Source organism: Lysobacter firmicutimachus, from assembly GCF_037027445.1.
In the GTDB taxonomy this organism is placed as follows: domain Bacteria; phylum Pseudomonadota; class Gammaproteobacteria; order Xanthomonadales; family Xanthomonadaceae; genus Lysobacter; species Lysobacter firmicutimachus.
This window is the reverse complement of record NZ_JBANDL010000002.1, coordinates 5,225,272-5,250,899: the sequence shown is the minus strand read 5'-3', so window position 1 is coordinate 5,250,899 and position 25,628 is coordinate 5,225,272. Positions and strand designations below refer to the sequence as shown.

Below are 25,628 nucleotides of genomic sequence, written 5' to 3'. Positions count from 1 at the left end.
AGCGGCGACCCGCCGCCGCCCAAGCCGCCACGCGGCCGACATCCAGGATCTGCCATGACCACCGCCCCCGCCACGACCGCGCCGGTCGCCCGCCTGCACTACCTTTACGATCCGCTGTGCGGCTGGTGCTACGCCGTCGCCCCGCTGATCGCCACCGCTGCCCGTCTGCCCGGGCTGGCGATCGAACTGCACGCCGGCGGCATGATGGCCGGCGCGCAACGCCGGCACGTCGGCCGCGACTGGCGCGAGTACGTGCTGCCGCACGATCGCCGCATCGCCCAGCTCAGCGGCCAGCCGTTCGGCGAAGCCTACTTCGACGGGCTGCTGCTCGACGAAGCGGCGCTGCTCGACTCCGAACCGCCGATCGCCGCCGTGCTGGCGGCGCACACCCTGGGCGGGCGCGGCCTGGAATTGCTGCAGCGAATCCAGCGTGCGCACTACCAGCACGGCCGGCGCATCGCCGAGCCGGCGACCCTGCGCGCGCTCGCGCTCGAACTCGGCCTGGACGGGGACGCCTTCGATATCGCCTTCGCGGCGCAGCTCGGCGCGCCGAGCCAGGCCCACATCGAGGCCAGTCGCGGCCTGCTGCGCCGGCTGGGCGGTCACGGCTTCCCGACCGTGGCGCTGGAGGTCGGCGGCTCGACCGCCGCATCGCTCGACATCGGCCGGTATCTGGGCCAACCGGAGGCCTGGCGCGCACATCTGCTCGAACGCCTGGCCGGCCTGCGCGCCGCGGCGCCGGCCGCGTTCGGCTGCGCCGCCGACGGCTGCGCCCTGCCCGCCTGACCTTCGCTGCCCGCTGCATCGCCATCGAGGAAACGCCATGCCCACCGCTCATGCCCGAATCGCCAGCGCCCAGGCGCGCAAGCTGTTGCGCACGCTGTGCAATCACTGGCGGCACAAGTTCGCGGTCGAGTACGCCGACGACCGCGCCCGCATCGTGTTCGACGCCGACGCCCGCCTGGACGCCACCGCCGCCGATGAGCGCCTCGAGCTCGAACTCGCCGCCGCCGATGCGGCGCGCCTGATTTCATTGCAAGGCGTGGTGCTGGAGCACCTGCAGCGCTTCGCGCGCGAGGAGGCGCTCACTGCCGAATGGCGGTAGCGGCGCGGATGACGGCGGGTGGGTAAAGCGGCGCGTCCCCAAGCCGTGATGCCCGCGAAGTCGGCATCCAGGGAATGCCGGGCCATGCCGCGATACGGCCTCGACCGGCCCAACGCCGCGATGATTCAACGCGGGCCGGCAGGTGCGGTCCGGGCGGCCGGGCCCTGCGCCGCCGGGGCCGGGCCGGCCTGGCTGCGGCTGGCCAACAGCGCGGCGACCACCGCCAAGGCAGTGGCGCAGACCAAAGCGATCACCGAGGCGCGCGAGGGTTTGCGCCCGCCTTCGTCGTCGTCCGGCTTTTTGGAGGTCCATCGGCCCACCGGGGGCCTCGCTGCGAGCATTATTCAGTGACAATGGTCACAAAAATCATGCCATCTGCGGAAGCCTTGCAAACCGGGGTCCAGGGCCGGCACGGGCAGATGAAACACTGACGCAGAGCGAACAGGGGCACACTTCTGCGTCACATCCTGTCGTGTGCCGACAGCCACAACGCTGCGGATTCAGGCCATCGGTTCAGCCCGTTGCGGCGCGCGGCGCAGCCGGCTCAATCGCGCCGGGACGAACGCCGGCGGGTCGAAGCCGGCAGGCGCAGCTCGGCGACCTTGCGTTCGCGGCGCCAGGCTTGCAGTCCCGGCTGGCGCAACAGGCCTTTGCTGTTGAAGCCGTGGCTGCGCACTTCGACCACCAGGCGCGGGTTGCACCACACCGCGTCCTCGATCGGATCGACGTCAGGGCCGAAGGTGACCCGTCGCCGCGCCGCCGCGACCAGCCGCGGCAATAGTTCGCGTTCGAATTCGCTGCCGGCCTCGACCGCGACCCGGCCGACATAGCGCCAACCGGTCTGGCCCTTGGGCCGGCCGAGCAGCAACGTGGCCGGCCGCCGCGCCGCCGGGTCGGCCGGCGTGTAGCCGACGATCGCGAACTGGCCGAACTGGAGCAAGCCGATCCGCCGCCAGTCCGGGCTCGGCCCCTGCACGTGACGACCGAACGCGCGCTTGCAGATCACCCCTTCCAGGTGCTGGCTCAGCGCCAATGCCAGGGCGGCCTTGCCGCTGCCGAGGATGTGGGTGCCGTATTCCAGCCCGCGCGGGGCCTGGCGCAGCATCAGCTCGAGCACGGTCTTGCGGTCGACCAGGGGCGACTGCTCGATGTCGACCCCGTCCACATGCAGCAGGTCGAACAGGATCAGGGTCGCCGCCGGCCGCCGTTCCAAGCCGGCCGTTGGAGCTGCGGTGCGGTAGCGCTCGCGCAGGCCCGGATCGGCGATCAGCACGCCGTCCAGGTGCGCCTGCTGCAAGCCCAATTGCTGCAGGGTCAGGACGATGCCCGGGTAAGCGTCGCTGCGTTCCTCGCCGTTTTCGGCCCACAGCCGGGCCTCGCCGTCGACGATCAGCGCGCTCAGGCGCTGCCCTTTCCACAGGATCTCGTGCAGCCAGCGCGGCCCCGTCGGCATCGCCCGGCCGAGCACTGCCTGCTGCGCCGGCGCCGGCGGCCAGATCAGGCCGGCGCGGCGCGCGCCGAGCAGGGTCGCGGCGATTTCGCTCCATTCGACTTCGCCGCGAGAACGCGCCAACGGCGCCGGTCGGGCACCGGCCACGCGCCGCGGCACGGCCTGGGTACGCAGGCGGCTTTGCGCCGCGGCCCGCGCGCGCGGCGGCGGTGAGCGGGTTTCGAAATCGGCAGGCCGTCCGTCGCCGTCGCCGGCGGTCTGGCGCGGGTCGTCCGGTTCCAGTCGGTCCAGTGCTCTGCGCAAGCAACGCCCCCCGGATGCTTGTCTTGCGGCCGCATCGACCGCAGTGCGTCGGCTACACAATGCAGCGCCGGCGCGCTTGCGTTCGTGACGGCAATCGCAAGGCGGCGCAGCCGTGCGCGAGTCGGACGCGGGCGGCCAAGCTGACTCGTTCAGCTCGGGGCGGCCGTGCGGACCACGCGTCGATCGCGTTCGGAATCGAAAGGGTTTTCACGCTTCACCCACATCGCCGGCCCGATGGACCTCACTGGCCGAAGCCGTGTTTGTCGGCCAGCCGGCTCAGGCCGACCGCGCTGCGCAGGCCGAGCTTGCGATAGGCGCGCGAGCGCACCGTGCGCACCGTGCTCTCGTCGACGCCGAGCAGTTCGGCGATGCCGCGGGTGCTGTAGTCCTGCACGGTCAGCAAGGCGACTTCGCGTTCGCGTGCGCTCAAGCGCCGGAACGGCGACAGACCGAGCAGCACGCTGCGCGGCAGCGAGGCGTCGATGTGGTCGTGGCCGCCGGCGACACGACGCAGGGCGTAGACCAGGGTGCGCGCATCGCAACCGCGCGCGAGGTAGCCGTGCACGCCGGCATCCAGCAGCGCCGCAGGCACCGCCACGTCGGCGGCGGCGAAATAGACGATGCGCAGATTCGAGCGCAATTGCAGCAATCGGCGCACCGCGCGCACGCCGTCGCTGTCGCCGCGCTCCAGCGCGCACAGCGCCAGGTCGGCGTCGATCTGCGCCGGAATCAACGCATTCAACCGTTCCGGCGCGATTTCCGCGGTCGCGGTCAGGTCCGGTTCGCGGTCGAGAATCGAGCGCAGGCCACTGCCGAGCAAGGGCAGGTCGACGACGATGAGGACTCGGATCATGGCTGGTTCGCTGCGCGATGCTCGGATGGAGCGAAGCGGTCGCGTTGCCGTCTCGCCGCGGCGGATGCCGCATCCGTGTCGCGTGTTGGGGCGCGGATTGTGGGCCGACAGCGCGCAGGAATCAAAATGTTTATCGCCGCACATTCGTTGAGCGCGGTGACGGCATGCACGCGCGCGAAACCTGCAGTAGCGCAATCGGCGCGAACGGCCACGCGCGTGGACGCGTGCGTGCGGCTCGCGCTTGCGCGCGCGGCCGCAATGCGCGCCGCGCGTGCGATAGTCGTGCGCAGCGTCGCCGCATCGGCAACGACCTACCAGCGCCTTGCGCATCGAAAGGAATCGCCATGCCTGCTTCCGCAAGCCCCATTCGCCGCCGCCTTGCTCGCCTGCTGCTCGTCGCGTCCGCGGCGTCGTGCGCTCACACCGCGACGGCGCAGATGCTGGTCAGCGACCCCGGCAACCTCAGCGCCCAGATCCAGCAAACCGGCAAGGACGCGATCGAGTTCGGCAAACAGGCGCAGCGCTGGCGCGAAACCGTCGCGCATTTCCGCCAGCAACTGATCGGCCTGCGCCGGCTGAATTTCGCTCCGGCGCAGATGCGCGACGACTTCGCCGCGCGTCCGGACGACTACGGCCTGGAGGATTTGTGCCCGAGCCGCAGCGGCGAAGTGCGCGAACGCCTGCCGAGCGTGCTGCGCCAGGCCGCTCCCGACTTGAACGGACCGATCGCGCGCCAGCAGCTGGCGATCTGCCAGCGCCTGGTGCTGGCCGAGAACGCGCGCTACAACGAGTCGGTGCGCATGCTCAAGACCTTGATCGAACGCGGCCGGCAATTCCAGGACATCGAACTGCAACGCGCCGGCGTGCGCGACAGCCCCGGCGATCTCGCCGCCAACGACAACGAGGCGCAGCGCTTCCTGGTCCGCAGCGCGATGGAGCTGGATTACTGGCAGGCGCGGATGAAGGCTTACGAGGACTACATCGCGGCACTGAAGTGGGACCAATCGCGATTGGCGCGACGGGCGATGCGCGGCCCGCCGGACACGGGTCCGGGCGGTCGCGCCGTGCAGGCGGTCGCGCTCAGTCTGGCGCTGCGTCGCTGAGCGGCGCTGCGCTCAGCGACAGGCGATCGCCGCGCAGACGGGCCCGGTAGGCGGCGCCGTCGGCGAGGAAGTCCCACACCGGCCGCAGCACCGCCTCGGCCTTGAGCAAGACCTCGTCGAACTCGGCCTGCGCGTCGGACAGGTAGGTGATCGCGCCGCCGGCGCCGAACGCGGCCTCGCGGCCGTCGTAGGACAGGGTACGGATGCCGATATTGAGGTCGGCGACGCGGTGATAGCCCAGGTAGCCGATCGAACCGCAGTACACCCCGCGCGGGCTGCGTTCGAGCCGGTCGATGATCTGCAGGGTGCGCAATTTGGGCGCGCCGCTGATCGAGCCGCCCGGGAAGGTCGCGCGCACCAGGTCGATCAGGCTGCGGTCCGGGCGCAGTTGCGCTTCGACCGTGCTGACCAGTTGGTGCACGGTGCGATAGCTCTCGACCACGCGCAGCTTGGGCACTTCGACCGAGCCGGGCTGCGCCACCCGGTTGAGATCGTTGCGCATCAGGTCGACGATCATCAGGTTCTCGGCCCGGTCCTTGGGCGAGTCGGCCAGCTTGCGCGCGTACTCGGCGTCGCGCTGCGGGTCGGCGGCGCGGCGGATCGTGCCCTTGATCGGCTTGGTCTGGATCCGGCCCTCGCGGTCGACGCGCAGGAAGCGCTCCGGCGAGGTGCTCAGCACGCTGTACGCGCCGCTGCGCAGGAAGGCGCCGAACGGCGCGGCATTGCCGCGGCGCATGCGCCGGTACAGGGCATAGGGATCGAACGCGGCGGCGAAGCGGAAGTGATTGGTCAGGCAGACCTGGTACGACTCGCCGTCGACGATGGCGGCACGGCACTCGCCGATCGCCGCCAGGTAGTCGTCCCGGCCGAGGTCCATTGCGACGTCCAACTGCGTCGTCGTGGCGGCGGCAGACTCGGCGACGGCCGTACCGCGCGTGGCTTCCGCCGCGCGCGCGGTCGCGTCCAGCCAGGCCTCGGCGTCGGCCGGATCTTCGCCGGCGTCGGCGACCGCCACCGCCCAGGCGGCGCCGCCGGCGTGGTCGAAGGCGACGAAGCGGCGCACCCGCATCCACAGGGCGTCGGGCGCTGCGGTGCCGGCGCGGCGCTCGCCGCCGAACAATGCCTGCATCTCGTAGCCGAAATAGCCGACGAAGCCGCCGCAGAACGCGAACGGCAAAGTTTGCGCGCCGTCGACGCGGGTGCGTTCGAGCTCCTCGTCCAGCCGCGCCAGCCAGGCCTGGCCGGCGCTGCCGGCCGCGTCGTCGTCGGCCACGCGGTAGGCGTAGACCTCGCCGGCCTCGGCTGCGCCCATGAACGAATGCTCGGCGGCTTCGTCGGCGCTCTGGCTGTCGAGCCAGAACGCATGCGGGCGCGCGGCGTACAGTGCGCCGAACACCGACTGCGGATCCAGCCCCGGCGCCAGCGCGCGCCAGCGCAGTTGCGCGGCGGGCTCGGGCGCGGCGCGCGCCTGCGGCTCGGCGGTTCCGTGTGTGGCGCCAGCTTGCGACTCGACGGTTTCGTGCGTGGAGCGCGCGCCGGGCGCGCTCCACGCACGACCGCGCGCGCGCGCGGCCAGGTCGCGGAAGTTGCCGATCATCGCCAGACCGTGTTCGGTCAGGATCGACTCGGGATGGAACTGCACGCCCCACTGCGGCCGCTGCCGGTGGCGCAGGGCCATGATCAGGCCGTCTTCGGTGTGCGCGGTGGCGATCAGCGCCGGCGGCAGCGGCGCGGCCGCGATCAGCGAGTGGTAGCGGATGGCCTGGAACGGCGTGGGCAATCCGGCGAACAATCCGTCGCCGTCGTGATGCACGGCGCAGGCGCGGCCATGGAAGGGCTCGGGCGCGTGCACGATGCGGCCGCCGGCGGCGTGGGCGATGCCCTGGAAGCCCAGGCAGACGCCCAGCAGGGGCAGTTCGGTTTCGGCGATGGCCTGGGCCGAAACGTGGAAATCGGCTTCGTGGGTCGGGCTGCCGGGGCCGGGCGAGATCACCGCGCAATCGAAGCCGCGCGCACGCAGTTCGGGCCAGCGGTACTCGTCGTTGCGCACCACGACCGGGGCTTCGCCGAACGCCCTGCCGATCAGATCGGCCAGGTTCCAGGTGAAAGAGTCGTAGTTGTCGATCAACAGGCAACGCATCCGCCCATTGTCGTACAGATCGGCGCCGCCGGGCCGGGACCGGACGGCGGCCGACGCTCAGTCGCGGCGCAGCACGCAGGCCACGGTGCGCACATCCTCGCCGTCGAGCAGATAGTCGACCGCGAACCGGTCGCCCTCGCGCACCGTCGCCGCCAGGGTCTGGGTAGCGGCGAACTCGATCCGTCCCGGCTGCAGCCCGGCGATGCGCATGGCCTCGAAGCCGAAGAACTCGCCGACCTGCGGGAACAAGGCCTTGAACAGGCTTTCCTTGGCCGAGAACACGGTCGCCAGGCCCTGCACCGGGTCGGCGAAATGGGCCTCGATCGCCGCCGACTCGGCCGCGTCGACGACCTCGTTGCGGATGTCGGCGGCCATGCCTGGCGGCAGCCGGCCCTCGATGTCGATGCCCAGGCCGACGACCTGCGGGTCGGCGCTGGCCAGGCAGACGGCGCGGTCGCCGGCGTGCGAGATCGAGGCGATCACCCCGGCCGGCCACACCGGCTCGCGGTCCGGCCCGATCGGCACGTCGACCGCGCCCAGGCCGAGCGCAACCAGCGCGCGCCGTGCGCAGATCCGCCCGGCGAGGTAGTCGCTGCGCCGCTTGACCACGGCGCGGTCGAGCTGGGACGGCCAGGCGATCGCATAGGCGGCGAACAGATCGTCGCGGTAGCCGTCGCTGCGGAAACGGCAGGCGTAACCGGTGAGGTCGCGGCCGGCGGCGACGCAGGCGAAGGCACCGGCGTCGAACACGAAACCGTCGTCGCCGGACCGCGGATCGGCCGCGTCCACGGCGGGCTCCAGCGCGGCGGCATCGGCGCTCATCGCCGCCCTCCCATCGCGCGACGGCGCTCGGCGGGCGGACAGGGCGAACGGAAAGCGGGCGGACAGGGCTGGCTCATGCGGGTCGGTTCGTTCGCGCCGGGGGTCGCGTCGGATCGGCCCGGCAGGATCGCATAGCGCAACACCGGCTGCAGCGTCTGCGCCGGGTTTCGCGCTTACGGACCGCGACCGCGCGCACGCTTGCGGCGCCGCGCAAGGTTTCCGTCGCCGCACGGCGACCCGCCGCAGCGGGCCGCCGCATCCTCGGCGGGGTCGCGGCTCAGTTGACCGCGGCCGCGCTCCAGGCCCGCGCCACCGCGGTCTGTTCGGCCGAACCGGCGCCGTACAGCTCGGCCGCGGCGGCCAGGGTCGCCGCCCGCGCCTGCGGGTAGCTGGTGCTGGAGGTGAACTTGGTGGTCAGCGCGCGATACCAGATCTTGCCGGCCTTATCGCGGCCGATGCCGGCGATCGCGGTGTCGCCGTTGCACACCAGCTGGGCCGGGGTCAGGCCGGAGCCGGCCGGCACCACCGCGCCTTCGGCGAGCAGATAGAAGAAGCGGTTGCCGACCCCGGAGGTGTAGTGCGGGTCGTGCGCGCCGCCGGCGCCCTGGCTGGGATCGAAGCCGCCGGGGATGTAGCAGTTGAACGACTTGCCGTCGGCGCCCTGGTTGTACATGTCGCGGAAGGCCAGCCCGCCGCTGCGCATGATTTCGCCGATCCGGTAGTCGCCCGGGTCGTTGGGGTGGTTGGCGTAGAACTCGACCAGGGTGCCGAAGATGTCCGAGTTGGCCTCGTTGAGGCCGCCGGCGTCGCCGGAATAGGCCAGGTTGGCGGTGGCGGCGTTGACCCCGTGCGACATCTCGTGGCCGGCGACGTCGATGCCGACGATCGGGCCGAAGCCGCGCGCGGCGTCGCCGTCGCCGTAGAACATCACCTTGGTCAGGGCGAAATACGCGGCGTTGACCCCGGTGGTGCTGCCGTCGGCGCGCTTGAAGTTGGTGTGGGCGTAGCTCTTGATGCCGACGCCGTCGTTGTACAGGCCGTTGCGGCCGTGCACGTTCTTGAAATAGTCCCAGGTGGCGCCGACGCCGTAGTGGACGTCGGTGGCGACGGTGGCGCGGTCGCTGAGCGCGTTGTTGCCCCAGGTGTTGTCGGTGTCGGTGAACAGGGTCGCGCCCCAGGTCGCGAACAGGATGTCGAACAGGTTCGAGATCGCCGCGCCCTTGGCGTCGTAGACCGCGCCGTTGCCTCGGGTGGTGTCGATCAGGTCGAACCTGGTCGCGCTCTTCTGGTCGGTGGCGATGCTGAGGTTGCCGTAGTAGTAGGTCTTGCCGGTGCCGACCGCGGCCGCGGTCTGCAACTGGTCCTGGGCGTCCAGCACCTTGCCGCTCGTGGCGTCGACGTAATAAGTGACGAAGCCGGAGTGCTTGCGGGTGTCCTCGCCCTGCAGGGTGACCTCGTACGCCAGCACCGGCTGCGCGCCGCGCGCGTAGATCACCCGTTCGTTGCGGTGGACCTGGACCAGCTTGCCGTCGAAGCGCGCGCCGGCCTCGATCGCGGCGGCCTCGCGGCCGATCCGCGCGACCAGCGACGGCCGCTGCGCGCTGCGCAGGGTCAGTTGGGCCGCGCGCAGTTGCCCGCGCTGGGTCTTGGCGACGACGTCGCCGCCGATCACGCGCAGGCCGCGGTAGCTGCGCTCGAAGCGCACGTGCCCGGTGCCGTCGCGGTCGACCACGGTGTCGCGCACCTGGAAAACGTCGCCGGCGTCGGCCTGGAGCGTCGCCAGGTGCTGGCCGATCAGGCCGCGCGCCTGCGCTGCGGTGGCGGACTTGAGGTCGGCGGCCTGGGCGCTGCCGGCGACGCTCAGGGCAGCGGCGATCGCGAGGGCCGTCGCGAGGGGGGTCGGCTTGGATTCGAGTCGCATAGCTTCCTTACTCCCGAGATTGGAATCGAGGCGCCGGTCCGCGAGGCGGACGCGGGCGGGCCGCCCGGCCCGCTCTGGGATCATCGATACATCCAGGGATCGCGGCCCGGGCTTTCACGGGCGCAATCACGGCCAAACTGGGCCGCAGTGCGGAATTCGCTCAATCCACGCGCCGGCGTATGGACGGCCGCGAAGCGGCCGTCCCATGCCGCGCCGAAGCGCTCAGTCTTCGACGATCGCGTGCGGCAGGAAGCGCGAGCTGTCCTGGGTGATCGGGCCGGCGTCCTCGCGCAGGCCCATGCCGGCGGCGACGTCGGCCACCACCCAGCTGCCGATCAGCGGGTAGTTCGGCGCACCGTCGGCGCCGTCGAAGCGCGGCAGGGCGTGGTGCGCCTGGCGGACGGTCGGGCCGTCCCGATAGGGGCCGTCGCTGCTCAGACGCTGGCCGTCGGCGGTGACTAGCTCGATGTTGGCGCCCTCGCGCGAGAACAGCGGCTTGCGCACCCAGCCGGCCGGCAACGGCGCCGCGGCATCGTCCTCGAAATGCGCCTCGAGCAGGTTGGGATGGCCGCGATGGCGCTCCCACAGCAGCGGCAATACGCCCTTGTTGCTGAGGATCGCCTTCCACGCCGGCTCGATCAGTTGCACCTGCGAGCCGGCGAGCTTGGCCCCGTACTCCTCGGCGAACATCCATTCCAGCGGATACAGCTTGAACAGGGTGCGGATGACCCGGTCGTCGGCGTCGGTGAACCACCCCTCGGCGCTCAGGCCGATGCCTTCGATGCTCAGCTCCAGGGTGTCGACGCCGGCCTGCTCGGCGCAATCGCGCAGATAGCGCACCGTGCCCTGGTCCTCGGCCGAGCCCTCGACCGCGGCGAAATGCACCGGGGTGACGATGCGCTTGTCGCGGGCCAGGCTGCCGAAGGTTTCGATCAGCAGTTCCTGGATGCGGTTGTACTGGTCGGCGCCGGTGCCGAGCGTGCCGGCGGCGATGCCCTGTTCCAGCCACAGCCACTGGAAATAGGCCGCCTCGTACAGCGAGGTCGGGGTGTCGTAGTTGAGCTCGTACAGCTTGGCCGGGCCGCGGCCGTCGTAGGCCAGGTCCATGCGCCCGTACAGATGCGGCTCGCGGCGTTGCCAGGACTGGGCGATCCAGTCCCAGTACTGCGGCGGAATCGCCAGCCGTTGCAACAGTTCTTCCGAGCCGACCACCTCGTCGACCAGGCCCATCGCCAGGTCGTGCAGGTCCTGGGTCGGCTGCTCGATGTCGTCCTCGATCTGGCGCAGGCTGAAGGCGTAGTACGCCGACTCGTCCCAGTACGGCGCGCCGTCGATGGTGTGGAAATGGAAGCCCAGCGACTGGGCCTGCTCGCGCCAGTCCGGGCGCGGGGTCGCGGCGATGCGCTTCATTCGGTGCGGTCGTCCGTGGTCGGTCGGATGCGGTTCGAGATGGGGGCGGCGCTCAGCCGCCCCAACCGCGCGAGCTGCCGCTGCTGCGGCTGCCGCCGAAGCCGCCGCGCGCGGCGGCGCTGGAGCCGAAGCCGGCGCGCGACACGGTCACCGCGCGGGACGGCAGGGCGGTGTCGCCGTACTTGCCGCGGACCATGCCGCTGCTCTTGCCGACGTATTCGCCGCCGGGGCGCAGGTAGCCGCCGCCGCGGTAGTCGCGGTACAGCGGCGAGACGCCGCGCACGCCGTAGTAATAACCGCCCCCGCCGCTGTTCATCGCCTGCGAGACGGCGTAGCCGATCAGGAACCCGGCCATCGGCGGCATGAAGCTGTTCTGGTTGCCGTTGGCGTACTGCGGCGGCACCGGCTGGCAGGCGCCGAACTGGTCGTTGCACTCGCGCTCGCTCTCGAAGCGCGGCGCCAGCTTGGCGTGGTCGGCCAGCGCCTTCTCGTAGGCGGCCTGGCAGTCGGCGACCGAGATTTCGGTCTGCACCGCGCACTCTTCGCGCGCGGTCAGGATCTTGCCGCTGGGTTCGTCCTCGCAGCCGGTCAGCGCGGCCGGCACGGCCACCGCCATCAACACCAGCCGCAGCTGGCGCGAACGCTTGCTCTGGGTCGGATTCATGGCATCGCTCACGGGGTCATCGCGGCGGCGTTGATCAGGCCGACGCTGATCGACACGCCGGCGGAGAAGATGCCGGCGGCGGCCTGGTTCAGGCTGATCTGCTGCGACAGCTTGGGCAGGACCAGGCGCGCGAGCAGGAAGGCGAGCAGTTGCACCACCACCGACACCGCGCCCCAGATCGCCGCGTCGATCAGGCTGACCGAGTTGGAAATCGCCGAATGCAGCGGCAGCGCCAGGCCGATCAGGGTGCCGGAGAACGCGGTCGCGGCGGCGACGTTGCCTTCGCGGATCAGGCTCAGCTCGCGATGCGGGGTGATCAGCAGCACGGCCACCGCGGCGGCGATCAGCACGCCGATGCCGGTGCCGGCGTAGGCGAGGAAGTTGAGGAAGCTGTGGGCGGTGATCGGGGCGTCCATGGTGATCCTTGAGGCGAAAGAACGAGCGGCGCGGCGCTCAGGTGATGTCGAGGTCGGCCGTGGTCAGGTCCAGGCCGATCGCGTAGGTGACGACGAATTCGCTGGGGCCGTAGTCCTCGGCGGTGACCAGCAGGAATTCCTCGCGCTCCGGCTCGGCCACCTCGCGGCGGTAGAGCATGGCGTAATGGGTCAGGTCGTCGTCGCGGCGGGGCGGGTCGTGGCGGTACAGGACCTCGTCGTAGACCACCGCCGGCACCTTGGCCGCGGCCTCGCCATCGCCGAACTCGCGGTACCAGGTGCGGCCGGCGTATTCGATCCGGTCCGCGCCCAGGTGCGGATGTTCGTGGATGAAACGCTGGAACGCGGCCTGGTTGGGCGGGTTCACCGTTTCCTGGAACATGAAGGCCTTGATGCCCTCGATCTGGCCGCTGGCGGTGCTGACCTGCAGGTAGGCGTCGTCGTCGAGGTAGAAGCGGTGCAGCGCATGGCCGCCGCCGAGGTCGATGTGACCGTAGCAGGGAATCCCCTGGTGGCCCTCGGGCAGCTGCGCGCTCCAGGCCTGCGGGTGGGCGCGGTACATCATGGTGTCGAACGCGACCCGGCCGTTGATCCGCAGCCCCAACGGCAGTTCGTGCGCGAACGGCAGCGCCGGCTTCGCGGGCGCCTTGTCGTTGCCGCCGAACAATCCCTTCAACCAACTCATCGCCTGCCCTCGTCTCGCATGGCCCGGTATCGCCGCACTCGCCTCAGCCGGCCGCCAGCGCGGCCCAGGGCACGCGGCGTCCGTCGATGCGGGCGTCGGCAAGGTAATACAACAATGTGCCGGGCGCGATCTCGACATGATCGGGCGGGTTGAGCACCGGCGCCGCGCTGCGGCCGTCGCGGTAGCCGACCCACAACGCAGCCTGGGCGCGGAACGCGCCGGCCAGCTTGCCGGCCTGGACCGGCGCGGCGTCGGCCGGCACCTGCAGGCTGAACTGGGTCGGACCGCCGGCGCCGAGCCATTCGCCGGCGACCAGCGAACTGCCGGCGTCCTGCGCTGCGCGCGCGATCACGTCGACATGCAGCGGGCGCGTGCACTCGATGTGCGGGTAATGGCTGCGCACCAGATCGGCCGCGGCAGTGGCGTCGAAATGCGCGACCACGTGCGCCGCCGGTCGGTGCGACATGACCGCGAACACCGCCGCCAGCGAGCGGTCGTCGTCGGCCGCGTGCACGATCACCCGTGCCGCGCCGGCCAAGGCGGCGCGCGTGTACTCGCCGCAGTCGGCATAGGAGTCGACCGCGACGAAGCGGATCTGGTCCGGCATCGGGTTCTCGGTCAGGCCTTCGGCGAGCAGCACGATGCCCTCGTCGTCGGTGTGGGTGTCGGCCAGCAGCAGTCGCACCAGGCGCTCGGATTCGCGCCCATGCCAGCCGATCAGCACGGTGTGGCCTTGCAGGTCGTCGTAACTCATCTTGCCCATTTGGTGGCGTTTCCAGAAATGCAGCAGGCTGGCGCTGGTCTTGGCCAGCACCGAGGCGAACAGGGCGATCGCGCCCGGCATCACGAACAAGGCCACGACGTAGCGGCCGGCGGTCGAGCCCGGCGACAGGTCGCCGTAGCCGATCGTGCTGGCCGTGGTCATGTAGTAGTAGAGGAAGGCGTCGGCTGCGATCAGCTTGGCTTCGCCGGCCCAGGCCAGCAGCAGCCAGGTCAGGCCCATGTGCAGCACCAGCGCGGTCGCGACCACGCCCCAGCTGATCCGACGCAGGTGGCCGCGGACGAGGCGGTAGAGCTTGCCGATGACGATCATTCTGAGCGGGTGCCTGGTGACGTCCGTGTGGGGCGGTGCGGAACGGGGGGGCGGGAAGCGGTTGGCCGCGGTCCGGGGCCGGTCGCGGCTGCGGTCGCGGTCGCGGTCGCGGCTGCGGCTGCGGTTGCGGTTGCGGTTGCGGCGAAGACTACAGCTATCGCGGCGGCGGAGACGAATGCTCGGACGCGCCGTCTCCTTTGGGCCGGCCGTCTTCGCGCGGGCGCAGATCCGAAGACTTCACAGCCCCTGCCGCGATGCCGCCCGCCATTCCCGCCTGCGCGGGAACGACGGGCAAGAGCCTGGAATCCGGAGACTGCGCACTCGTGCCGCCGCGCAGTCCCGGCCCCGCGTTGGCAGAAATGGCGAGCGCCGGGGCGCGTGGATCGCGAACCCTCTCCGTACCGCGTGCCGCCCCCGCCTGCACGGGGACGACGCGCGGCGGTCTCAGTTCTTGCGCTCGACCTGCTCGGCGTCCTTGATCTCCATCGCCGGCAGCGACAGCGGCTCGTGGGCCAGCTGCTGCACCGGCTTCTCGCGGAAGCGTTCGAGGATGTTGTCGACGCTGGTCGATTCCGGCAGCAGGCCGGCGTTGGCCAGCTTGGCGTTGAGGTCGCCGTCGCCGCTCTCGGCTTCCAGCTGCGCCGCCGCCTGCAGGCGCGCGCCGCGTTCGGCCTGGCGCTGCTGGATGCGCTCCAGCGAGTCCAGCGCGGTGGTGACCTTGCCGGTGGCGCCGGAATGGCGCGCGGCGACCGCGGTCTGGGCCCGCTGCACCGCCTCGGTGGCCTTGACCGTGTCGACCTGCTGCTTGACCCGGGCCAGCTTGCGCTCGGTCGCGGTGATCGCGGTCTTGAGCTGGTTGATGCTGGCGTCGTAGCTGGCGATGGCCTGCTCGTCGTTCTTGAGGTCGGTTTCGACGGTCGCCAGGCGCTCGGCGACTTCGCGCGCGAGCTGCTCGTTGCCCTGGCGCAGGGCCCCGGCGATGTAGGTCTCGTACTCGGCCTTCTTGGCGAAGCGGTCCTTGCTGCGGTTGGCCTGCAGCTGGCGCTGGGCCATGACCTTGGTCAACTCTTCCTTGGAGCGGATCAGCTCGTTGCCGGCGTCGCGGATCTCCTGGTCGAGGATCTTCAGCGCGTTGGCGTCGACCACGGCCTGGCCGGCCTCGTGCGCGGTGCCGCGGAACAGGGTCAGGATTTTCTGCAGCAGGCTCATGCGCTCACCAGATAGGACTTGAGGGCCTCGACCGCGTCGATCGCGTTGTCGGCCAGGGTGCGGATTTCCAGCTCGACCTGCTCGGCGGTCGAGTCCGGCGCCATTTCGCCGAACACGATATAGACGTCGCGGTCGTTGATCGTGGTCAGGCCGAGGTTGGACAGCGGGTTGATCGGGTTCAGGCGCAGGCAGGCTTCGTTGAAGCCGGCCGCGTCGCGGACCTGGGCGGCCTCGACCAGCGGGGTGGAGACGAAGATCTCGCGGTCGGTCAGCGCGATGGTGACGCCGAGGTCGCCGGCTTCCGGCAGGGTGACCTGGATCGCCGAATCGGCGGTCGGCACTTCTTCGACGTTGTCGGCGCCGAAGCTGGCGGCCAGTCGGGTCAACAGTTCTTGCGTGGTCCAACGGGACATAGGGGGTCCTTGTGGGGGTGGCGTACGGGCGCGGCGCGCGTCCGGGTCGCGGGCGGCGCGGGCGCCGGCGGCGGCCCGACCCTGGCCCTGCGATCATCGTCCGTGACCGTGCTCGTGGATCGGGAACGGTTATAGGGGCGGGCGATGACCGACGCAAGGCGCACAAGTCCCGTGCGCCGGCCGCGCCGGCGAGTGGGATGCGCGTCGCGACGGGGCTTTGCGGCCCCTGCGGCGCCCGGTCGCAGGCCGCCGCGATTGGGCTAAACTGTCCGGCGGAACTACCCGACCGGCATTCCCGGCCCGCGATCTCTGCCCGCAAGGCAGCGCTCGGCGGGTTCGTCATGGGGCGGGTCCGCAGCGGCCGCGCCGATCCCCGGTACGGCCACGTCGATGGCTCAGGTGCGCCCTCGCGGTCGCACGCAATAGGTGGATCGTGCGCAATTACGACCTAGAATTCCTGAAGAAATTCTCGATGGTGATCGGCTTCCTGATGCTGGTCACCCTCGGCCTGATGATCGCCGCCTACTTCGTCCACAAGCAGTTGCCGGCGGAAATCGATCCGCGCGCGGCGCAGCGCACCGAGAACCGCATCGGTCCGGTCGGCGCGGTCTACGCCGGCTCGACCGGCGCCGCCGCGCAGCAGGCGGCGGTCGCCGCGGCCGCGGCCAAGGCCGCCTCGCAGGTCGCCTACGGCGGCACGCTCGACGGCCAGGTGATCTACGACAGCCTGTGCGCGGGCTGCCACAAGTCCGGCGCCGGCGGCGCCCCGACCCTGGACAGCGCGCACTGGGGCGCGCGCATCGCCAAGGGCAAGGACACCTTGCACAAGCACGCCATCGAAGGCTTCACCGGCAGCGCCGGGGTGATGCCGCCGAAGGGCGGCAACCCGGCCCTGACCAACGAACAGGTCGCGGCCACGGTCGACTGGATGCTGTCCAACATCAAGTAAGCCGGCCGCCGATCGCGTCCAGCCGAACGCCGCCTCCGGGCGGCGTTTCGCTTTATGCGGGCGGCGTTCTCGAACCCCGGCTGCGAGGCGAGCCGCCCGGACGCGACCGCTGCGCCGCCGCCGGCACGCGACGCGCGGCCGCGGCGCTGCCGATAATGCCGGTTGTCCTGGCCCGACCCGAGTTCCGCCATGCCGCGTTTTGGTTCCGTCTGCGCCCTTGCCCCCTGCCTGCTGCTCGCCGCTTGCGCCGGTGCGCCCACGCGCACGCCCGGCCCGCCGCGGAGCCCGGACGCGGTCGCGGTCGGCACGGTCCAGGGCCGCGAAGCCGCCAGCGCCTGGGTCGGGCGCGAAGCGACGGTCGAAGGCCGCATCACCGCCTCCCTGCGCGGCGCCGACGGCGCGCCCGGCTGGCTGCTGCAGGATGCCGGCGACGGCGAGGAAGCCACCTCCGACGCGATCTGGATCACCGGACCGGCCGCGGCTTCGCTGGCGCTCGGTCACGCCGTGCGCGTGCACGGCCGGGTCTACGAAGCGCCGCACGGCCGCGGTTCGTCGCTGACCGCGCTCGACGCGCAGCGCAGCGAGGCCTTGCCGGCGCGCGCCGGCAAGGCGTTGGGGCGACTGATGCCGGTCGCGGTGGCGCAGCCGCCGCAATGGAGCCGGCTGGAAGGCATGCGCGTACGCATCGCCGCTCCGCTGACCCTGGCCGAACGCGACCGCAAGCGCGGTCGCCTGCTGGTGTCGTTCGACGGTCCGCTGTGGCAGCCGACCGAGCGCGCCGAACCCGGCAGCGAGGCGGCGCGCGCGATCGCCGCCGATAACGCCCGCCGGCGCCTGTCGCTGAGCGGCGGCGAAGCCGCGCTCGGCGCGACCGCCTTCGTCGCGCGCAGCGGCAGCCGGCTGGACAGCGTCGAAGGCGTGGTCGTGCCGGGCGAAGACGGCTACGTGCTGCAGCCGGATGCCGCGCCGACGCTGCACGCGGCGCCGCGCCCGGCGCCGCCGCAGGTCGCCGGCGATCTGCGCATCGCCGCGTTCAACCTGGAGAACCTGTTCAACGGCGACGGCCGCGGCGGCGGTTTCCCGACCCTGCGCGGCGCGCGCACTCCGGCCGAGTACCAGGCCCAGTTGGACAAGCTGGTCGCGACCATCCACGCCTTGAACCCCGACGTCGCCGCGCTGATGGAACTGGAGAACGACGGCTATGGCCCCGAGTCCACCCTCGCCGCCTTGGTCTCGGCGCTCGACCGCGCCGACGCCGTGGTCGGCGGCGCCCAGGACTGGCGCTTCGCGGCGCCATGCAAGCAGCCCTGCGCGCAATCGCAACGCGGCCCGGGCGACAACCCGATCCGGGTCGGCCTGATCTACCGCAGCCAGCGGGTGGCCGCGCAGGGCGTCGCCGCGGTCTTGCAGCAAGACCCGTTCGGCCCGCTGGCGCGGGTGCCGATGGCGCAGGCGTTCCAGGCCCTGGGCCCCGGCGGCGCGCGCGGCCCGGCCTTCGTGGTCGCCGCCAATCACTTCAAGTCCAAGGGCTGCGGCAAGGCCGAAGGCGCCGACCGCGACCAGGGCGACGGCGCTTCGTGCTGGAACGCCTCGCGGGTCGACGCCGCGCGCCGGCTGGACGCCTGGCTGCGGCGCGACCCCACCACCAGCGGCAGCGCCATGAACCTGATCGTCGGCGACCTCAACGCGCATGCGCAGGAAGCGCCGCTGCGCACGCTGTACGCGGCCGGCTGGCGCGACGCGTTCGCGGTCGCCGGCGTCCAGGCGCCTTACAGCTATGTGTACCGCGGCGAACTCGGCCGGCTCGACCATGCGCTGCTGTCGCCGGCGCTGGCGCCGCGCCTGCGCGGCGCGGCCGAATGGCACGTCAACGCCGACGAACCCGAAGAGGCCGGCTACCGCGACGGCGGCGGCGGTCCGTGGCGCAGCTCCGATCACGACCCGCTGCTGCTCGGCTTCGATCTGCAGGCGCACTGAGCGCCGGCCGCGACGAGAGGGCCGGCCGCACACGGCTGTGCCCGGTCTGCCCGCAGACCGCCGCGCGTGCGATGCGCGGCGCGGACTACACAGCGGCGTAACACCTCGCCGACGGCGGCCCGTATCATGCGCCCCATGAACCTTCCCGCCTTCCCCGGCGACGCAGCCGCGACGCTGACCCTGCCCGGCCCCGCCGGCGCGCTCGAGCTGATCGTCGAAGCGGCCGAATCCGCGCCGCGGCCGATCGTCGCCATCGTCTGCCATCCGCTGCCGACCGAAGGCGGCACCATGCACAACAAGGTCGTGACCATGACCGCGCGCGCCTTGCGCGAGTCGGGCGCGGCCACGGTGCGCTTCAACTTCCGCGGCGTCGGCGGCTCGGAAGGCGAGTTCGACCAGGGCGAAGGCGAAGGCGACGACCTGCGTGCGGTCGCCGCCTGGGTCCGCGCGACCCGGCCCGACGCGCAACTGTGGCTGGCCGGTTTCAGCTTCGGCGCCTATGTCTCGCTGCGCATGGCCGACGAGCTGCAGCCCAAGCTGCTGATCTCGATCGCGCCGCCGGCCGGGCGCTGGGATTTCGACCGCATCGCTCCGCCCAGCGGCTATCCATGGCTGGTAATCCAGGGCGAGGCCGACGAGATCGTCGATCCGCAGGCCGTATACGCCTGGATCGACGGCCTGCGCCAGCCGCCCGAGTTGGTGCGCATGCCCGACACCGGGCATTTCTTCCATCGCCGCCTGATCGACCTGCGCGGCGCGATCAAGAACGGCGTGCGCCCGCACCTGCCGCCGGAACTTCCCGGCGCTTCCGCGCCGGCCCCGAACTGACCGGAACGCGGCCCATGTTCCCCGACCGGCCCTGCGGGACGCGCCGCGCCTGCGCCGCGTCCGCCGACGCCGCGGCGGCATGAGCCGGCCCGACGAGCCCTACTGCGCATGACCGCTCTGTCCCCTTCACAAGCCTATGCCGCCGGCGTCGCCCGCGGCGACTGGAGCGACGACCCGGCGCAGCGCCCGGCGTTGCGCGAACTCGACCGCATCCATGCCGCCCTGCAGGCACCGCCGCGCCAGGGCCTGTTCGACCGCCTGCGCGGCAAGCCGCGCGAAGGCGTGCGCGGCCTGTACCTGTGGGGCGGCGTCGGTCGCGGCAAGACCTTCCTGATCGACCTGTTCTACGAGCAGTTGCCGATCGCCGAGAAGCGCCGCACCCATTTCCACCGCTTCATGCGCGAAATCCACGCCCAGCTGCGCGAACACGCCGGCGAGAGCGACCCCCTGGCGCGGATCGCCCGGCAATGGCGCGAGAACCTGCGGGTGCTGGTGCTGGACGAGTTCTTCGTCATCGACATCGGCGACGCGATGCTGCTCGGCCGGCTGATGGAACGCCTGTTCGCCGAGGGCGTGACCCTGGTGACCACCTCCAACACCGCGCCGCCCAACCTCTATGCCGACGGCCTGCAGCGCGACCGCTTCAAGCCGGCGATCGCGCAGCTCCAGGCCCACTGCGAAGTGCTGCTGCTGGACAGCGCGCAGGACTACCGGTTGCGCGCGCTGACCCGCTCGCCGGTGTACCGGGCGCCGCTGGACGCCGATTCCGACCTGTGGCTGAGCGGGCGCTGGAAGGAGCTGACCGCCGCCTGCATCGCCGAAACCGGCCCGCTGCGCATCGACGGCCGCGATATCCCGGTGCGCGCGCTGGCCGACGGCCACGGCTGGTTCGACTTCGCCGCCCTGTGCGAGGGCCCGCGCGCGGCCAGCGATTACATCGAGATCGCGACCGAGTACCACACCGTGCTGGTCGGCGGCATCCCGCTGTTCGACGGCCTCAACGACGACCCGGCGCGGCGTTTCATCAATCTGATCGACGAGTTCTACGACCGCCATGTGAATCTGGTGTGCACGGCCGCCGAGCTCCCGACCGCGCTGTACCGCGGCCAACGCCTGGCCGGCGCGTTCGAACGCACCGCCTCGCGCCTGATCGAAATGCAGTCGGCCGAGTACCTCGCGCTGGAACATCGCGGCTGAGCCGGCGAAACCGCGCCGCGCCGTCCCGCGGCATGTGTGCCGAGCGTGCCCGCCCGCACCGCGACTGAACGCCCGTACCGGCGCCGCGGCGCGCGACGACGCCGCGCGCCGCATGCGCGCAAACCGTCGCTGCGCCGCCGCAGGAATGCGCGAAGTCCGGGTTTTTCCGCTTCTTGCGTGGCCTGCGGCCGCTGCGCACGCGGTCGCAAAACGCCTCGCCGGACGGGGGTTTTGCCCGCGTCGGAACCGACCCACGCCGAGGCGGCACTGAAAAACAGCTAATTTTTGCTCGAAAACTCTTGGCGGCGCGTCGGGCATGCCCTACATTCCGCCTTGCCGAGGGGTTATCCAGGCAACCCATCCATCCAACGAGTACTACCGGAAGAAACTATGGCTACCAAGAAAACCGCTGCAAAGAAGAAGGCCGCGCCGAAGGCCGCCGCCAAGCCGGCCGCTCCGAAGCCGATCAAGGAAGTGCTGAGCAAGTCGGGTCTGGTCGCGCACCTGGCGGAAGCCACCGGCGTGGTCGCCAAGGACATCCGCGCGGTGCTCGGCGCGCTCGAGGGCGCGGTGCATGCCTCGATCAACAAGAAGGGCGCCGGTGCGTTCACCCTGCCGGGCCTTCTGAAGATCACCGCCGTCAACGTTCCGGCCAAGCCGAAGCGCAAGGGCATCAACCCGTTCACCAAGGAAGAGCAGTGGTTCGCCGCCAAGCCGGCCACGGTGAAGGTCAAGGTCCGTCCGCTGAAGAAGCTGAAGGACGCCGCGGCCTGAGGTCGCTGATGCGGCGCACCGCGCGTCGCATCGCCCGCTTTGCCGGAACGCCGCCTTCGGGCGGCGTTCCTTTTGCGGTGCCGCCGCCGCGCCGGGGCGAGGTTCCTTTTTGTATCGCCGCCGCCCTCGCAACGAGGTTGCGGCGCCATCGATCCCCGCGGCTGACGCCTCCTTCGCTGAATACGAACTCATTCAGCACACTTCGACCGCCGTGGCATAGTGCGCGCAATCGCGCCGTCGCACAGGAGCGCCGCATGGACCCGATCAGTCTCGAAGAACTGGCCCTGTTGGACGTGCTCCAGCGCATCGATGCCGGGCACGCGCCGGGAGCGCATTCGCTCGCCCTGCGCGAACGCCTGATCGAAGCCGCCCTGGTCGAAGCCGGCGACGACGACGGTCTGCGTCTCACCGACGCTGGCGTGGAACGCTGCAAATCGCTGCGCCATCGCGTCGCCGCCGACGCCGAAGCGGCGCTGGTGTTGCAGGAACGCGAAGCGGCGGCAGCCGCACAGGCGGACGCCTCGAGCGACTGAGCGCCGCGCGATCGGCCGTCGCCGCAACGCCGTCGCAACACCGAGGCCGCGGCGTCCGCTCCGATACCCCGCAGGCGGTCGCGCGAGTCCGTCCCCCCACCGCCGTCCAAGCCGGCATGGTCCGACGCAGCCGCCATGGCGGATGGATGCGATGCGCGGCACGAAACGCGTCGCGGCCATGCCGCCGGCGCTTGCGCAACTCCGGGGCGGTCCCGATATCGGCATCATCGCCTCTCGCCTGCGCGCCCATGACTTCGCCCTTCGACCGCCACCTCGCCGACTGGAACCTGACTCCCGACGGCAGTCCGATCCGCACCCACAGCAGCGATCTGCTGCCGGTCCGCCACGCCGGCGCGCCGGCGATGCTCAAGCTCGCGCGCGAAACCGAGGAACGCCACGGCCGCCTGCTGATGCAGTGGTGGAACGGCGACGGCGCCGCGCGGGTGCTGGCCAGCGACGCCGACGCCTTGCTGCTGGAACGCGCCTGCGGCCCGCGTTCGCTGGCGCAGATGGCGCGCGACGGCCGCGACGACGAAGCCACCGCGATCCTGTGCGACACCGCCGCGCGCCTGCATGCGCCGCGCACGACGCCGGTGCCGCAGGACCTGGTGCCGCTGCGCCCCTGGTTCGCCGATCTGGAAACCTACGCCCGCAGCCATGGCGGCCTGCTCGCGCGCGGCTGGGACATCGCCCAGGGCCTGCTCGCCGAGCCGCGCGAAGTCGTGCCCCTGCACGCCGACCTGCATCACGAGAACGTGCTCGACGCCGGCCCCGAACGCGGCTGGATCGCCATCGACCCCAAGCGGGTGATCGGCGAGCGCGGCTTCGAGTACGCGGTGTTGTTCACCGATCCCGACCAAGAAACCGCGTTGGCGCCGGGCCGTTTCGAACGGCGCGTGGGCATCGTGGTCGAGCGCGCCGGCCTGGAGCGGCGGCGCCTGCTGCAGTGGATCGCCGCCTTCCAGGCGTTGTCGGCGGCCTGGTTCCTCAGCGACGAGGACGAGGCCGACAAGGAATTCGCAGCGATCGAGCTGGCGTTGGCGGAGTTGGATCGGGGTTGAACCGGCACGGCCGTTGCCCGCTGTTGAAGCGGCAGGCCAATGGGAGCCGCGCTTCGCGTCTAAGGCCCCGCCGCCGCGCCCCACCCGCCGCCCAGCGCCTTGTACAGATTCACCTCCGCCGCCAGCGCCTCGCCGCGCAGTTGCAGCACGGTCAGCTCGGCATTGAACAGATTGCGCTGCGCGTCCAGCTCTTCCAGGTACGAGGCATAGCCCTCGTTGTAACGGTTGTGGGCGATGCGCAAAGCCTCGGCCAGCGCCTGGCGCTGCTGCTCGGCCTGTTCGCCCTGCTCGCGCAGGCGCGCGATCGCGGCCAGCGCGTCCTCGACCTCGGCGAACGCGGTCAAGACGGTCTTCTGGTAGCCCAGCACCGCCTGGTCGCGCCGGGCCGCGCTCGCATCGACCTGGGCGCGCAGGCGGCCGCGATTGAACAACGGCGCCAGCACGCTGCCGCCGACGCTCCACAGGCGGATCGGGTCGTTGTGCAGCAAGCTCGATTCCAACTGCCCCAGCGAACCGGTCAGGCGCAGCGTCGGCAGCAACTGCGCGCGCGCCGCGGCGAGTCCGGCGTCGGCCGCAGCGACCTGCGCCTCGGCCTGGGCGATGTCCGGGCGGCGGCGCAGCAACTGCGAGGGCATGCCCGCATCGGGCAGCGCCGGCGCGGCGATGTCGCCCAGCGCCAGGCCGCGCGGCACCGCCTGCGGCGCACGGCCGAGCAGCACCGACAACGCGTCTTCCTGGCGCCGTATCGCCAACTGCAGCTGCGGCACGACTTGAGCGGTCGCACGATATTCGGCCTGCGCCTGGGCCAGCTCCAGGCGCGAGCTGTAGCCGGTATCGAAACGCCGCTGCGCGACCTTGAGCGCACCTTCGCGCGATGCCAGGGTACGCTGCGCCACCGCCAAACGCGCATCGCCAGCGCGCAGTCCCAGATAGGCCTGGGCCACCGCCGCGGCGATGCCGAGCCGGACCGCGTCGGCACCGGTTTCGCTGGCCAGCAGATTGGCCCGCGCCGCATCGGTCAGCGCATCGAGCCGACCCCACAGATCGACTTCGAACGCGGCCTGGAACTGCGGCTGGGTCACCTCCGACACCACGGCGCGGCCGCTGGCGGCAAGGCTGCGCGAGCGCGTCGCGCTCACCGCCAGGTCCAGGCTCGGCCATTGCGCCGCCCCCTGCGCCGCGAGCAAGGCGCGCGCTTCGGCGACGCGGGCCGCGGCGACACGCAGATCGGTGTTGTCGCGCAGGGCGCGTTCGACCAGCTCGGCCAGCACCGGGTCGTTGTAGCCGCGCCACCAGTCGCGCTGCACCGCGATGCCGGCACCGGGCGCGTCGCGCCAGGCGGCGGGCGGCTCGGGCCGTTCCGGCGGCGCCGGCACACCGGCGCAGGCACTCAACAGCGCGACCCCGGCCGCCAGGCCGAACCAGCGCCGCCGGGCCGGCGCCGTCGGACGCGCCTGCATTGGGGTCATCGCCGCGGCTCCGGTTGCGCCGGCACGGGCCCACCCGCCGCCTGGACAGCGCCTTCCGAGCGACCGTCCTGCACGCGGCGCGCCGGCATCGATGCGGCATCGAGTTCCGCCACCGGCACCGCCGCATCGCGCGCGGCTTCGGCGGCGGCGGCCTGTTCGGCGCGACGCACCGCCGCTTCGTCGATCGCGCTGGCGGTATCGACGGTGGCTTCCACCGACAGGCCCGGCCGCAGCCGCTGCGCCAGCTCCTGGTCCGGATCGATCGCGATCCGCACCGGCAAGCGCTGCGCGACCTTGGTGAAATTGCCGGTCGCGTTGTCGGTCTTGATCACGCTGAACTCCGAACCGGTCGCCGGCGACAAGCGTTCGACCCGCCCCTTGAGCACCGCGCCGTCCAGCGCGTCGACCCGGAACCAGGCCGCCTGTCCGGCGCGGATGCGCGCGGTCTGCGATTCCTTGAAGTTGGCCACCACCCACAGACGCCGCGGCACCAGTTGCATCAGCTGCGTGCCGGGGGTGACGTACTGGCCCAGGCGCACGCCGATCTCGCCGAGCTGGCCGGCCTGCGGCGCGTGGATGCGGGTGTTGGCGAGGTCGATTTCCGCCAGCCGCAGCGCCGCCTTGGCGTTGCCGACCGCGGCGCTCAGCGCTTCGCGGTTGACGATCACCGAACGCACGTCCTCCCCGGCCGAACGCCGCGCGGCCTGGGCCTGACCGAGTGCGGCCTCGGCTTGGCGCAACGCGGCCAGGGTCTGGTCGCGTTCGCGCTGCGACAGCGAGCCGTCGCCGACCAGGGCGTTGGCGCGGCGCATGTCGGCCTGGGCGCGGGCCAGGTTGGCCTGGGCCGCGGCCAGTTGCGCCTCGACGTTGGCGATCGCCGCTTCGCGCACGCGCTGGGCCTGGGTCGAATTGGCCAGATTGGCTTCCTGCGCGGCCAGATTGGCCCGCGCCTGTTCGACCCGCTGGCGGTAGTTGCGGTCGTCCAGCTCGACCAGCACCTGGCCGGCCTCGACCCGCATGTAGTCCTGCACCCGCACTTGGGCGACGTAGCCGTCGACCTTGGGCGCGATCACGGTGACGCTGCCGCGCACGTAGGCGTTCTCGGTGGTCTGGCGCGCGCTGGAGAACGGCGGCAAGCGCCAGGCGTAGAGGATCAGCAGCACGCCGACCACGGCGATCAGGATCACCGGGATCGAGGCTTTGGAGCGGAAGGGCGTCTTCAGCGGCATGGGGCG

25 protein-coding genes are annotated in these 25,628 nt (G+C 71.6%); 11 read left to right on the top strand and 14 right to left on the bottom strand.

Going from position 1 to position 25,628, the window contains the following annotated elements; genetic code table 11:
• Nucleotides 1-54: 54 nt before the first annotated feature.
• The 3 genes from V2J18_RS22625 (at nt 55) to V2J18_RS22615 (ending at nt 1,456) form a co-directional block, all read left to right on the top strand.
• Nucleotides 55-786 carry a DsbA family protein gene (locus tag V2J18_RS22625; protein ID WP_064747397.1) on the top strand — a complete coding sequence of 244 codons (732 nt, stop codon included), beginning with the start codon at nt 55-57 and terminating at the stop codon, nt 784-786.
• Nucleotides 787-823: 37 nt separating this feature from the next.
• On the top strand, nt 824-1,105 hold the full coding sequence (locus V2J18_RS22620; protein ID WP_064747396.1) for a DUF2218 domain-containing protein: 282 nt from the start codon (nt 824-826) through the stop codon (nt 1,103-1,105).
• 84 nt (nt 1,106-1,189) lie between these two features.
• Nucleotides 1,190-1,456: a hypothetical protein gene (locus tag V2J18_RS22615; protein WP_336132986.1), complete on the top strand. Its 267-nt coding sequence runs from the start codon at nt 1,190-1,192 to the stop codon at nt 1,454-1,456.
• A 193-nt stretch (nt 1,457-1,649) separates the two neighbouring features.
• Here V2J18_RS22615 and V2J18_RS22610 read toward each other — a convergent pair whose 3' ends face one another.
• Together V2J18_RS22610 and V2J18_RS22605 are read right to left on the bottom strand one after the other, a co-directional pair.
• On the bottom strand, nt 1,650-2,858 hold the full coding sequence (locus tag V2J18_RS22610) for an ATP dependent DNA ligase (protein WP_336132985.1): 1,209 nt from the start codon (nt 2,856-2,858) through the stop codon (nt 1,650-1,652).
• A gap of 241 nt (nt 2,859-3,099) precedes the next feature.
• Complete coding sequence (locus tag V2J18_RS22605; RefSeq protein ID WP_336132984.1) at nt 3,100-3,711, bottom strand: LuxR C-terminal-related transcriptional regulator; 612 nt, start codon at nt 3,709-3,711, stop codon at nt 3,100-3,102.
• 344 nt (nt 3,712-4,055) lie between these two features.
• Here V2J18_RS22605 and V2J18_RS22600 point away from each other — a divergent pair, with 344 nt between their 5' ends.
• The gene (locus V2J18_RS22600; RefSeq protein ID WP_336132983.1) at nt 4,056-4,814 is read left to right on the top strand and encodes a hypothetical protein; all 759 of its coding nucleotides are present in this window, start codon (nt 4,056-4,058) and stop codon (nt 4,812-4,814) included.
• Here V2J18_RS22600 and pabB read toward each other — a convergent pair.
• The 10 genes from pabB to V2J18_RS22550 all read right to left on the bottom strand — a co-directional run bounded on the left by pabB (nt 4,792) and on the right by V2J18_RS22550 (nt 15,605).
• On the bottom strand, nt 4,792-6,954 hold the full coding sequence (pabB, locus tag V2J18_RS22595) for an aminodeoxychorismate synthase component I (RefSeq protein ID WP_336132981.1): 2,163 nt from the start codon (nt 6,952-6,954) through the stop codon (nt 4,792-4,794). The two genes, V2J18_RS22600 and pabB, sit on opposite strands and share 23 nt — an antisense overlap.
• 57 nt (nt 6,955-7,011) lie before the next feature.
• On the bottom strand, nt 7,012-7,776 hold the full coding sequence (locus V2J18_RS22590) for a 4'-phosphopantetheinyl transferase family protein (protein WP_336132979.1): 765 nt from the start codon (nt 7,774-7,776) through the stop codon (nt 7,012-7,014).
• A 277-nt stretch (nt 7,777-8,053) separates the two neighbouring features.
• Nucleotides 8,054-9,697, bottom strand: coding sequence for a M4 family metallopeptidase (locus V2J18_RS22585; RefSeq protein ID WP_336132977.1), 1,644 nt, complete (start codon nt 9,695-9,697; stop codon nt 8,054-8,056).
• Between the two features lie 222 nt (nt 9,698-9,919).
• Complete coding sequence (locus V2J18_RS22580; RefSeq protein WP_336132975.1) at nt 9,920-11,107, bottom strand: glutathionylspermidine synthase family protein; 1,188 nt, start codon at nt 11,105-11,107, stop codon at nt 9,920-9,922.
• Between the two features lie 52 nt (nt 11,108-11,159).
• Nucleotides 11,160-11,771 (bottom strand): DUF1190 domain-containing protein, encoded by a 612-nt coding sequence (locus tag V2J18_RS22575; protein WP_336133159.1) that lies wholly within the window; start codon nt 11,769-11,771, stop codon nt 11,160-11,162.
• A gap of 8 nt (nt 11,772-11,779) precedes the next feature.
• Complete coding sequence (locus V2J18_RS22570) at nt 11,780-12,187, bottom strand: DUF350 domain-containing protein (protein WP_064747387.1); 408 nt, start codon at nt 12,185-12,187, stop codon at nt 11,780-11,782.
• 37 nt (nt 12,188-12,224) lie between these two features.
• Nucleotides 12,225-12,890, bottom strand: a complete 666-nt coding sequence (locus V2J18_RS22565) for a DUF2491 family protein (protein WP_064747386.1) — start codon at nt 12,888-12,890, stop codon at nt 12,225-12,227.
• Between the two features lie 43 nt (nt 12,891-12,933).
• The gene (locus V2J18_RS22560) at nt 12,934-13,983 is read right to left on the bottom strand and encodes a potassium channel family protein (RefSeq protein WP_336132974.1); all 1,050 of its coding nucleotides are present in this window, start codon (nt 13,981-13,983) and stop codon (nt 12,934-12,936) included.
• Nucleotides 13,984-14,427: 444 nt separating this feature from the next.
• Entirely contained in the window at nt 14,428-15,192 is a 765-nt protein-coding gene (locus tag V2J18_RS22555) for a PspA/IM30 family protein (RefSeq protein WP_336132973.1), read from the bottom strand.
• Nucleotides 15,189-15,605, bottom strand: a complete 417-nt coding sequence (locus V2J18_RS22550; RefSeq protein WP_064747383.1) for a YjfI family protein — start codon at nt 15,603-15,605, stop codon at nt 15,189-15,191. The genes V2J18_RS22555 and V2J18_RS22550 overlap by 4 nt, the downstream gene beginning before the upstream one ends.
• A gap of 433 nt (nt 15,606-16,038) precedes the next feature.
• Between V2J18_RS22550 and V2J18_RS22545 the strand changes: the two genes are divergently transcribed.
• The 7 genes from V2J18_RS22545 to V2J18_RS22515 all read left to right on the top strand — a co-directional run bounded on the left by V2J18_RS22545 (nt 16,039) and on the right by V2J18_RS22515 (nt 22,924).
• Nucleotides 16,039-16,554 carry a c-type cytochrome gene (locus V2J18_RS22545; RefSeq protein WP_336132972.1) on the top strand — a complete coding sequence of 172 codons (516 nt, stop codon included), beginning with the start codon at nt 16,039-16,041 and terminating at the stop codon, nt 16,552-16,554.
• A 189-nt stretch (nt 16,555-16,743) separates the two neighbouring features.
• A complete protein-coding gene (locus V2J18_RS22540) occupies nt 16,744-18,531 on the top strand; it encodes an ExeM/NucH family extracellular endonuclease (RefSeq protein ID WP_336132971.1) in 1,788 nt (595 codons plus the stop codon).
• Nucleotides 18,532-18,666: 135 nt separating this feature from the next.
• Nucleotides 18,667-19,359 carry an alpha/beta hydrolase gene (locus V2J18_RS22535; protein ID WP_064747380.1) on the top strand — a complete coding sequence of 231 codons (693 nt, stop codon included), beginning with the start codon at nt 18,667-18,669 and terminating at the stop codon, nt 19,357-19,359.
• A gap of 108 nt (nt 19,360-19,467) precedes the next feature.
• Nucleotides 19,468-20,556 carry a cell division protein ZapE gene (zapE, locus tag V2J18_RS22530; RefSeq protein WP_064747379.1) on the top strand — a complete coding sequence of 363 codons (1,089 nt, stop codon included), beginning with the start codon at nt 19,468-19,470 and terminating at the stop codon, nt 20,554-20,556.
• A 390-nt stretch (nt 20,557-20,946) separates the two neighbouring features.
• Complete coding sequence (locus V2J18_RS22525) at nt 20,947-21,330, top strand: HU family DNA-binding protein (protein ID WP_064747378.1); 384 nt, start codon at nt 20,947-20,949, stop codon at nt 21,328-21,330.
• Between the two features lie 254 nt (nt 21,331-21,584).
• Nucleotides 21,585-21,863, top strand: a complete 279-nt coding sequence (locus V2J18_RS22520; RefSeq protein ID WP_064747377.1) for a hypothetical protein — start codon at nt 21,585-21,587, stop codon at nt 21,861-21,863.
• A gap of 248 nt (nt 21,864-22,111) precedes the next feature.
• Nucleotides 22,112-22,924: an aminoglycoside phosphotransferase family protein gene (locus V2J18_RS22515; RefSeq protein WP_064747376.1), complete on the top strand. Its 813-nt coding sequence runs from the start codon at nt 22,112-22,114 to the stop codon at nt 22,922-22,924.
• A 59-nt stretch (nt 22,925-22,983) separates the two neighbouring features.
• Here V2J18_RS22515 and V2J18_RS22510 read toward each other — a convergent pair whose 3' ends face one another.
• Together V2J18_RS22510 and V2J18_RS22505 are read right to left on the bottom strand one after the other, a co-directional pair.
• Nucleotides 22,984-24,393 carry an efflux transporter outer membrane subunit gene (locus V2J18_RS22510; protein ID WP_222423734.1) on the bottom strand — a complete coding sequence of 470 codons (1,410 nt, stop codon included), beginning with the start codon at nt 24,391-24,393 and terminating at the stop codon, nt 22,984-22,986.
• Nucleotides 24,390-25,622 carry an HlyD family secretion protein gene (locus V2J18_RS22505; RefSeq protein WP_064747374.1) on the bottom strand — a complete coding sequence of 411 codons (1,233 nt, stop codon included), beginning with the start codon at nt 25,620-25,622 and terminating at the stop codon, nt 24,390-24,392. The genes V2J18_RS22510 and V2J18_RS22505 overlap by 4 nt, the downstream gene beginning before the upstream one ends.
• Nucleotides 25,623-25,628: the final 6 nt, after the last annotated feature.